Source organism: Streptomyces sp. NPDC042336 (genome assembly GCF_055581985.1).
Genome location: NZ_JBVJEA010000001.1, coordinates 522,282 through 531,042, shown reverse-complemented (window position 1 = coordinate 531,042; position 8,761 = coordinate 522,282). Strand labels below are relative to the sequence as shown.

The window sequence follows — 8,761 nt, the reverse complement described above, 5'->3', positions numbered from 1 at the left end:
CGGCGGCGGCCGGCTCGGTGACCGCCGGCTCGGCGGCCGAGGTCACGCTACGCGTGGCACGACGGCGAGTACGCCCCTTGGGCGCGGCACTCTCGACCTCCGCCTCTTCCGCCTCGGCCTCGGCGGGCTCCGGCGCCACGGCGGCGGCCGGCTCGGTGACCGCCGGCTCGGCGGCCGAGGTCACGCTACGCGTGGCACGACGGCGAGTACGCCCCTTGGGCGCGGCACTCTCGGACTCGACCGACTCGGCGACCGGCTCCTCGGCCGGTGCCGGTGCCTCGGCGGCGGGAACCGCGGGCACGACGGTCTCGGCCGCCTCCACCGCGGCGGGAGCCCCGGCGGGCGCCGAGGCACGGCGTACCGCACGGCGGCGCGGCCGGGCGGGGGCCGCGGGCTCCGCGGCCGGCTCGGCGACCTCGGTCATCTCTGCGGGGGCCGCCTCGGCCGGCGCGACGGTCTCGGCCGGCGCCTCGGAGGCACCGGACGGCGGACCCGCCGGGCGGGACGCGGCCCTACGCCGGCGGCGCGGGGGCAGGGTGTCGCTGGGGGTGTCGAATGCGGAGTCCGTCGAAGTGGTCGACGACTCGGTGGGTTCGGTCGGTTCGAGCATGCGGGGGTTTCTCCCGTCAGGCTCCCGGGCGCCGCGCCTGGTCCGGCATCGACATGTCGACGACCGGTGACGTCCGCGGCTCGCGCGATGCGCGGTCGCCGCCGTCCGGGGCGCGGGCGCCGCTCGGAAGCTCTCCGTGTCTTGTCTCGCCGGTTCCGTACCCCTTGTCGTGCACGGCCTGGCGAAAGTCTTGTGGTCGGTGCGCTGCCCGACCCAGGTGGCTCCCGAGTTCGAGGGCGGCGCTACGACGTCGTCCCTGGCGGAACTTCCTTACGCCGGCGCCTTCGCGGCGGCGGAAGCGGCGGCCGGATGCGGCACGGGCGCTTCTGCCTCGCGGTCGGGCGCGAGCGGGTCGGTCACCGCACCGGTCTCTTCATCGAACAGCCCCTGCGCCAGCCTGGTCACCGCTGCGGGGACCGGCGGCGCCAGGTCGGCCACGGCGCGAAGACCGGACAGGACGTCGTCGGGTCGTACGGCAGGCGTCACGTGCCGAACAACCAGCCGCAGTATCGCACAGGGCCGGTCGGTCGGCCTATCAGCCGGTGAACCGTGCGTGGTGACGCTCTCGAGGTGCGCGACCGCGGAGCGGGTGTCGAAGGTACGGACGCCGTTCTTCGTACGGCGCTGCACCTCCACCGCCGGGGCCGCGTTGAACGCCGCGACGGCGGCTTCGGCCTCGGCGGACTCCACACCGTCCAGCCGCAGCTCCCACACGGAGGCCGTCAGCCGGTCGGCGAGCCCGGAGGTCCGGGCCTCGACCGCCTCGACGACGTCGAGCCCGGCGGGCAGCGACTCGTCGAGGAGCAGCCGCAGCCGCTCCGGGTCGCGCGCCTCGGTGAGCGCGATCTCCAGGTACTCCGCCTCACTGCCCGTGCCGGTGGGTGCGGCATTGGCGTACGACACCTTCGGGTGCGGGGTGAACCCCGCCGAGTACGCCATCGGCACCTCGGCGCGGCGCAGCGCACGCTCGAAGGCGCGCTGGAAGTCACGGTGGCTGGTGAACCGGAGGCGGCCGCGCTTGGTGTAACGCAGTCGGATGCGCTGCACCGCGGGAACGGGCGGCGGGCCTACGGGCTGTCGCTTGCCCAGTGTCGTTCAGTCCTTCGTGAGAGCGGTCGTACTGCTACCAAGAGTACGTGCCTCGGCGGCGGATGGTTCCCGCCGGTCCACCGGCTGCCGCACGGCGGGCTCCCCGAAGAGCATGCGGCGTACGTCGGCGCGGGCCTGACGCACGGAGAGCCGGGCCGACGCCAGCGCCTGCCGGGTCGCCCGCCCCACGCTGCGCCCCGCCTCGGCGAGGGGCCGCAGGACGGCGTCCCGCACGGCATGCCCCACCGGGGTCAGCACACTCCGGTACACCCAGCGCGCCGGTTCGGCCACGGTCCGGCGCAGGACGGCGCCGAGGAACCGCCCGACGGCGCGCGAGAGGTGCCCGGCGATCCGCCAGGCGTGCCCGAGGGCGTCCGCCACCTCCCGCCCGACGACCGCCAGGACCCGGCCGACCGGAGTGAGCACCCACCGCCACACGGCGAGGGCCGGCAGCACCAGCAGCACCCGGACGGTCCAGTACAGAACGAACCCGACACCGGTGACGACCAGCCCCACCCCCCGCGCCACCTGCCTGCCGCACCAGGCGAGCCCGTGCCCGACCGGCGTCAGCACCCACCGGTACAGCCACACCGCCGGTACGACGGCCAGTTACCGCCCGAGCCACGCCAGAGCTGCGTACAGCCCCCGCCCGGTCGCCGCGAGCACCGCGCCCACCCGGGTGAAGAACCAGGCGAGCCCGTGCCCGACCGGCGTCAGCACCCACCGGTACAGCCACACCGCGGGCACCACGAGCAGCACCTGTCCCAGCCACCCCACGCCCTTGGCGAGCGGCACCACGACGTACCGCCACAGCGCGACCAGCGGCCACACGAAGACGGCCCGGCCGAGCCACGCCAGCGCCCGCCCGACGGGACGCAGTACCGCGTCCCGCAGGAACCGCCCCGCGACGACCAGCGCGTCCCACACCATGCGCACCGGCACGACCAGCACCAGCACCACGATCCGCACCGGGATCCGGATCGCCACCGCGAGACACCCCTCGGCGTCCGACCGGCGCGCCGGCTCCCCCTGCCCCCGCTGCGGGACCGCGCCGGGTGCCTTCTCCAGATCCACCATGCCCGTGAAGACGCCGAGGAAGCCGATTCGGATCCCGTGAGCGCCGTTCTTCCCGGCGTGCGCCCTCGCACCCCGCTCCCTGGCAGCGTCGCCGGCATGTCCGGTGCCTCATGCGCGGCCGCTTGCGCCGCGGTGACCAGGGCGTCCGCTAGCGGCGGGGCGTTCGACGTCGACGGCCGAACAGGCCGGTGCCGAGCAGTAGTACGCGCTACCGCCCGAGCAGGTCGCCCATCCGGCCGCCGAGCATCAGCGTCCCGCCACCGGTGACGGTGTACCCGGCCACGACCCAGGTCAGGGCGGGACTCACGACCGCCGCGGCCCTGGCCCGGCGCATGCCCACGCCAGCGCCCTCGGGACCGCGCGGACATCCGCCGGCTGACCCTCGCTGCACCGGGGTGCCCCGCGGCACCCCGGCTGCCAGGCCTCAGCCGGCCGGAGCGGTGTTCTTGACCGTCAGCGGCAACAGCTTCTTGCCGGTCGGACCGACCTGGATCTCGGTGTCCATGGCCGGGCACACCCCGCAGTCGAAGCACGGGGTCCAGCGGCAGTCGTCGACCTCGGTCTCGTCGAGGGCGTCCTGCCAGTCCTCCCAGAGCCACTCCTTGTCGAGGCCGGAGTCGAGGTGGTCCCAGGGCAGGACCTCCTCGTAGCCGCGCTCGCGGGTGGTGTACCAGTCGACGTCGACGCCGGTCGGTTCCAGGGCCTTGTCGGCGCAGGCCATCCAGCGGTCGTAGGAGAAGTGCTCGCGCCAGCCGTCGAAGCGGCCGCCGTCGTCGTAGACGGCGCGGATGACGGCGCCGAGGCGGCGGTCGCCGCGGGAGAGGAGGCCCTCGACGATGCCGGGCTTGCCGTCGTGGTAGCGGAAGCCGATGGAGCGGCCGTACTTCTTGTCGCCGCGGATCTTGTCGCGCAGCTTCTGGAGGCGGGCGTCCGTCTCCTCCGCCGAGAGCTGCGGGGCCCACTGGAAGGGGGTGTGCGGCTTGGGGACGAAGCCGCCGATGGAGACCGTGCAGCGGATGTCGCCGGAGCCGGATACCTCGCGGCCCTTGGCGATGACGCGGGTGGCCATGTCGGCGATCTGGAGGACGTCGTCGTCGGTCTCGGTGGGCAGGCCGCACATGAAGTAGAGCTTCACCTGGCGCCAGCCGTTGCCGTAGGCCGTGGCGACGGTCCGGATGAGGTCGTCCTCGGAGACCATCTTGTTGATGACCTTGCGGATGCGCTCGGAGCCGCCCTCGGGGGCGAAGGTGAGGCCGGAGCGGCGGCCGTTGCGGGTCAGCTCGTTGGCCAGGTCGATGTTGAAGGCGTCGACGCGGGTGGAGGGGAGGGACAGGCCGATCTTGTCCTCCTCGTACCGGTCGGCGAGGCCCTTGGCGACGTCGGCGATCTCCGAGTGGTCGGCGGAGGAGAGGGAGAGGAGGCCGACCTCCTCGAAGCCCGTCGCCTTGAGGCCCTTGTCGACCATCTCGCCGATGCCGGTGATGGAGCGCTCGCGCACCGGGCGGGTGATCATGCCGGCCTGGCAGAAGCGGCAGCCGCGGGTGCAGCCGCGGAAGATCTCCACGGACATGCGCTCGTGGACGGTCTCGGCGAGCGGGACGAGGGGCTGCTTGGGGTAGGGCCACTCGTCGAGGTCCATGACGGTGTGCTTGCTGACCCGCCACGGGACGCCGGAGCGGTTGGGGACGACGCGGGCGATACGGCCGTCGGGGAGGTACTCGACGTCGTAGAAGCCGGGGACGTAGACGCCGCCGGTCCTGGCGAGGCGGAGGAGGAGTTCCTCGCGGCCGCCGGGGCGGCCCTCGGCCTTCCAGGCGCGGATGATCGCGGTGACTTCCAGGACGGCCTGCTCGCCGTCGCCGATGACCGCGCAGTCGATGAAGTCGGCGATCGGCTCGGGGTTGAAGGCGGCGTGGCCGCCGGCCAGCACGATCGGGTCGTCGATGCCGCGGTCCTTCGCCTCCAGCGGGATGCCCGCCAGGTCCAGGGCGGTGAGCATGTTGGTGTAGCCCAGCTCCGTGGAGAAGGAGAGGCCGAACACGTCGAAGGCGCCGACCGGGCGGTGGCTGTCGACCGTGAACTGCGGGACGGAGTGCTCCCGCATCAGCTCCTCGAGGTCCGGCCAGACGCTGTAGGTGCGCTCGGCGAGGACGCCCTGCTGCTCGTTGAGCACCTCGTAGAGGATCATGACGCCCTGGTTGGGCAGGCCGACCTCGTAGGCGTCGGGGTACATCAGGGCCCAGCGGACGTCGCAGGATTCCCAGTCCTTGACCGTGGAGTTCAGCTCTCCGCCGACGTATTGGATCGGCTTCTGCACATGCGGGAGCAGGGCTTCGAGCTGCGGAAACACAGAAGGCACAGACTCGGCGGCTTCGGCAGGCATCTCACGGGACCTTTGTGTGCTGACAAGGGGGACCATCCAGCCTAACCCGGCCGGACCGGTCCCCCTTACCGCTCGCCCCGGGCGCCGGGTTACGCCGACATCGGTCTCTGCACGGTGATCGACTGGAGGAGGCCCACCGCTATCCACACGGCGAACATGGAGGAGCCGCCGTAGGAGACGAAGGGCAGGGGCAGGCCGGTGACCGGCATGATGCCGAGCGTCATGCCGACGTTCTCGAAGGTCTGGAAGGCGAACCAGGCGACGATCCCGGCGGCGACGACCGTGCCGTACAGGTCGGGGGTGCTGCGGGCGATGCGGCAGGCGCGCCAGAGGACCACGCCGAGCAGGGCGATGATGAGGCCCGCGCCGAGGAAGCCCAGTTCCTCGCCGGCGACGGTGAAGACGAAGTCGGTCTGCTGTTCGGGGACGAACCGGCCGGTGGTCTGGGAGCCGTGGAAGAGGCCGGAGCCGGTGAGTCCGCCGGAGCCGATGGCGATGCGCGCCTGGTTGGTGTTGTAGCCGACGCCCGCGGGGTCGAGGGCGGGGTTGGCGAAGGCGGCGAAGCGGGCGATCTGGTACTCGTCCAGGATGCCGAGCTGCCAGACGGCGAGCGCCCCGGCGGTGCCGGCGCCGAGCAGTCCGAAGATCCAGCGGTTGCTGGCGCCCGAGGCGAGCAGGATGCCGAGCACGATGATGACCATGACCATGACCGACCCGAGGTCGGGCATGAGCATCACGATGAGCATCGGCACGGTGGCCAGGCCCAGGGCCTGGAGGACGGTGCGGTGGTCGGGGTGGGGCCGGTCGCCGGCGTCGACGCGTGCGGCCAGCAGCATCGCCATGCCCAGGATGATCGTGATCTTCACGAACTCCGAGGGCTGGAGGGAGAAGCCGCCGGGGAGCTTGATCCAGGAGTGGGCGCCGTTGATGGTCGAGCCGAGCGGGGTGAGCACCAGCAGGATCAGGAAGACGGAGGCGCCGTAGAGGACCGGCACGGCGGTGCGCAGGGCGCGGTGGCCGAGCCAGACGGTGGCGACCATCAGGGCGAGGCCGATGCCGGTGTTCAGGAGGTGCCGGGTGAGGAAGTAGTACTGGTCGCCCTGGTTGAGTTCGGTGCGGTTGCGGGTCGCGGAGTAGACGAGCAGCGAGCCCATCAGGGACAGGGCGACGGCGGCCAGCAGTATCGGCCAGTCGAGCCGCCGGGCCATCGAGTCGCGGGCGAAGAGGCGGGTCCAGCCGGCCTTGTCGGGGCCGTAGCCGGAGACCTGGAAGCTGTTGCCGGTCATGCGTGTGCCCTCCGGCTTCTTCCGTCGCCGCCGCGCCGGGTGCCACGCCGTGCGCCGCCGCGCCGTCGCTGACGGCGGGTGTCGCGGTTGTCCCCGTTCTGGTTGGGGGTGGTCGCGGGCTGGTTCCCGTCCTCGACGGGGGCGTACTCCTCGTCCGGGGAGGCCTTCTCGTCGGGCTGGAGTTCCTTGACGACGTCCTTGGGCATCTTCGGGGAGAGGATGGTGCCGTCCGTCTTGATCTTCGGGAGGCTCGCCTGCGGCTTGGGCAGCAGTGCCTTCTTCGGGTCGATGTCGCCGTCGTCGGAGACGCCGTACAGCGCGTCGTAGATGTTGCGGACGGCGGGTCCGGAGGCGCCGGAGCCGGTGCCGCCCTGGGAGATCGTCATGACGATCGAGTAGTCCTTGGTGTACGTCGCGAACCAGGACGTGGTCTGCTTGCCGTAGACCTCGGCGGTACCGGTCTTGGCGTGCATCGGGATCTTGTCCTGCGGCCAGCCGACCTGGGCGAACCGCCAGGCGGCGGTGCCGCGGCTGGCGACGCCGGCGAGGGCCTCGTCCATCTTGGCCAGCGTGGTCTTGCTTATGGGCAGCTTGCCGTGGGCCGCGGGCTGGATCTCGCGGACGTTCTTGCCGTCGGGGCTGACGACGGCCTTGCCAATGGTCGGGTCGTAGAGGGTGCCGCCGTTGGAGATGGCCGCGTAGATGGTGGCCATCTGGATGGGGGTGACGAGGGTGTCGCCCTGGCCGATGGAGTAGTTGATGGAGTCACCGGCGCGCATCTTGTTGCCTTCGAGGCAGTTCTCGTACGCGATCTTCTCGACGTAGGAGCCGTCCTTCTTGCCGGACTTGCACCAGGCGTCCTTGTTGGCCTCCCAGTAGTCCTGCTTCCACTGGCGGTCGGGGACGCGGCCGGTGACCTCGTTCGGGAGGTCGACGCCGGTCTTGGCGCCGAGGCCGAACTGGTGGGCGGCCTTGTAGAAGTAGTCGTGGGGCTTCTTGGGGTTCATCCCGCCGTCCTTCTTCCACTCCTGGTGGGACAGGCGGTAGAAGACGGTGTCGCAGGAGAGTTCCAGGGCGCGGCCGATGGTGATCATGCCTTCGTTGGCCGACTCGAAGTTCTTGAAGACCTGGCCGCCGACGTCGTAGGCGCTGGAGCAGTCGTAGTTGCCGTCGAAGTCGTAGCCGGCCTCGACGGCGGCGGCCGAGGAGACCACCTTGAAGATGGAGCCGGGGGCCGCCTGGCCCTGGATGGCGCGGTTGAGCAGCGGGTAGTTGGAGTCCTTGCCGGTGAGCTTCTTGTAGTCCTTTGCGGAGATGCCGCCGACCCAGGCGTTGGGGTCGTAGTCGGGGTTGGAGGCCATGGCGACGACCCGGCCGGTCTTGGCCTCCATCACCACGACCGCGCCGGAGTCGGCCTCGTAGGTCCGGTTGGTGTTGCGGTCCATCTCCTTGCGGGCGGCTTTCATCGCCTCGTTCAGCTCGTACTCGGCGACCCGCTGGACGCGGGAGTCGATGCTGGTGACGAGGTTGGAGCCGGGGGTGCCCGCGTCGGACTCGGCCTCGCCGATGACGCGGCCGAGGTTGTCGACCTCGTAGCGGGTGACGCCGGCCTTGCCGCGCAGCGCCTTGTCGTACTGGCGTTCCAGGCCGGAGCGGCCGACCTGGTCGGAGCGCAGGTAGGGCGAGTCGGTGTCCTGGGCCTTCTGCAGTTCCTCGTCGGTGACCGGCGAGAGGTAGCCGAGGACCTGGGCGGTGTTGGACTTGCCGGGGGCTGCGTAGCGGCGTACGGCCATGGGTTCGGCGGTGATGCCGGGGAAGTCCTCGGCGCGCTCGCGGATCTGCAGGGCCTGCTTGACGGTGGCCTCGTCGGTGACGGGGATCGGCTGGTAGGGCGAGCCGTTCCAGCAGGGCTGCGGGGTCTTGGCGTCGCAGAGCCGGACCTTGTCGATGACGTCCTGGGGCTTCATGCCGAGGACGCCGGCGAGCTTGGTGAGGACGGCCTTGCCGTCGTCCTTCATCTTCAGCAGGTCGGTGCGGGAGGCGGAGACGACGAGCCGGGTCTCGTTGTCGGCGAGGGCGACGCCGCGGGCGTCCAGGATCGAGCCGCGGGTGGCGGGCTGGACGACCTGCTGGACGTGGTTGCCGGAGGCCTCCTCGGCGTATTCGTCGCCCTGGCGGATCTGGAGGTACCAGAGCCGGCCGCCGAGGGTGGCCAGGAGCGAGAGGACGAGGATCTGGATGACGACGAGCCGGGTCTGGACGCGGGTGCTGCGGCCGGTCTCGGGGATGTTGGTCACTGCTGCCTCCCCCTCACGT

Annotated in this window: 5 protein-coding genes and 2 pseudogenes; all 7 read right to left on the bottom strand. The window is 71.6% G+C overall.

The features are described from left to right. Positions 1-610: pseudogene (locus ACZ6IM_RS02535) on the bottom strand (Rne/Rng family ribonuclease); the annotation flags it as partial. Positions 611-880: 270 nt separating this feature from the next. Then, entirely contained in the window at positions 881-1,657 is a 777-nt protein-coding gene (locus tag ACZ6IM_RS02530) for a TIGR03936 family radical SAM-associated protein (RefSeq protein ID WP_052838159.1), read from the bottom strand. A 48-nt stretch (positions 1,658-1,705) separates the two neighbouring features. Beyond that, positions 1,706-2,776 (bottom strand): annotated as a pseudogene (locus ACZ6IM_RS02525) (hypothetical protein). A 208-nt stretch (positions 2,777-2,984) separates the two neighbouring features. Beyond that, the gene (locus tag ACZ6IM_RS02520) at positions 2,985-3,110 is read right to left on the bottom strand and encodes a hypothetical protein (RefSeq protein ID WP_469553911.1); all 126 of its coding nucleotides are present in this window, start codon (positions 3,108-3,110) and stop codon (positions 2,985-2,987) included. A 90-nt stretch (positions 3,111-3,200) separates the two neighbouring features. Next, positions 3,201-5,159, bottom strand: coding sequence for a TIGR03960 family B12-binding radical SAM protein (locus ACZ6IM_RS02515; protein WP_052838158.1), 1,959 nt, complete (start codon positions 5,157-5,159; stop codon positions 3,201-3,203). A gap of 89 nt (positions 5,160-5,248) precedes the next feature. After that, entirely contained in the window at positions 5,249-6,445 is a 1,197-nt protein-coding gene (rodA, locus tag ACZ6IM_RS02510; RefSeq protein ID WP_052838157.1) for a rod shape-determining protein RodA, read from the bottom strand. Continuing rightward, positions 6,442-8,742, bottom strand: coding sequence for a penicillin-binding protein 2 (mrdA, locus tag ACZ6IM_RS02505; protein WP_469553908.1), 2,301 nt, complete (start codon positions 8,740-8,742; stop codon positions 6,442-6,444). The genes rodA and mrdA overlap by 4 nt, the downstream gene beginning before the upstream one ends. Between the last annotated feature and the right edge of the window lie 19 nt (positions 8,743-8,761).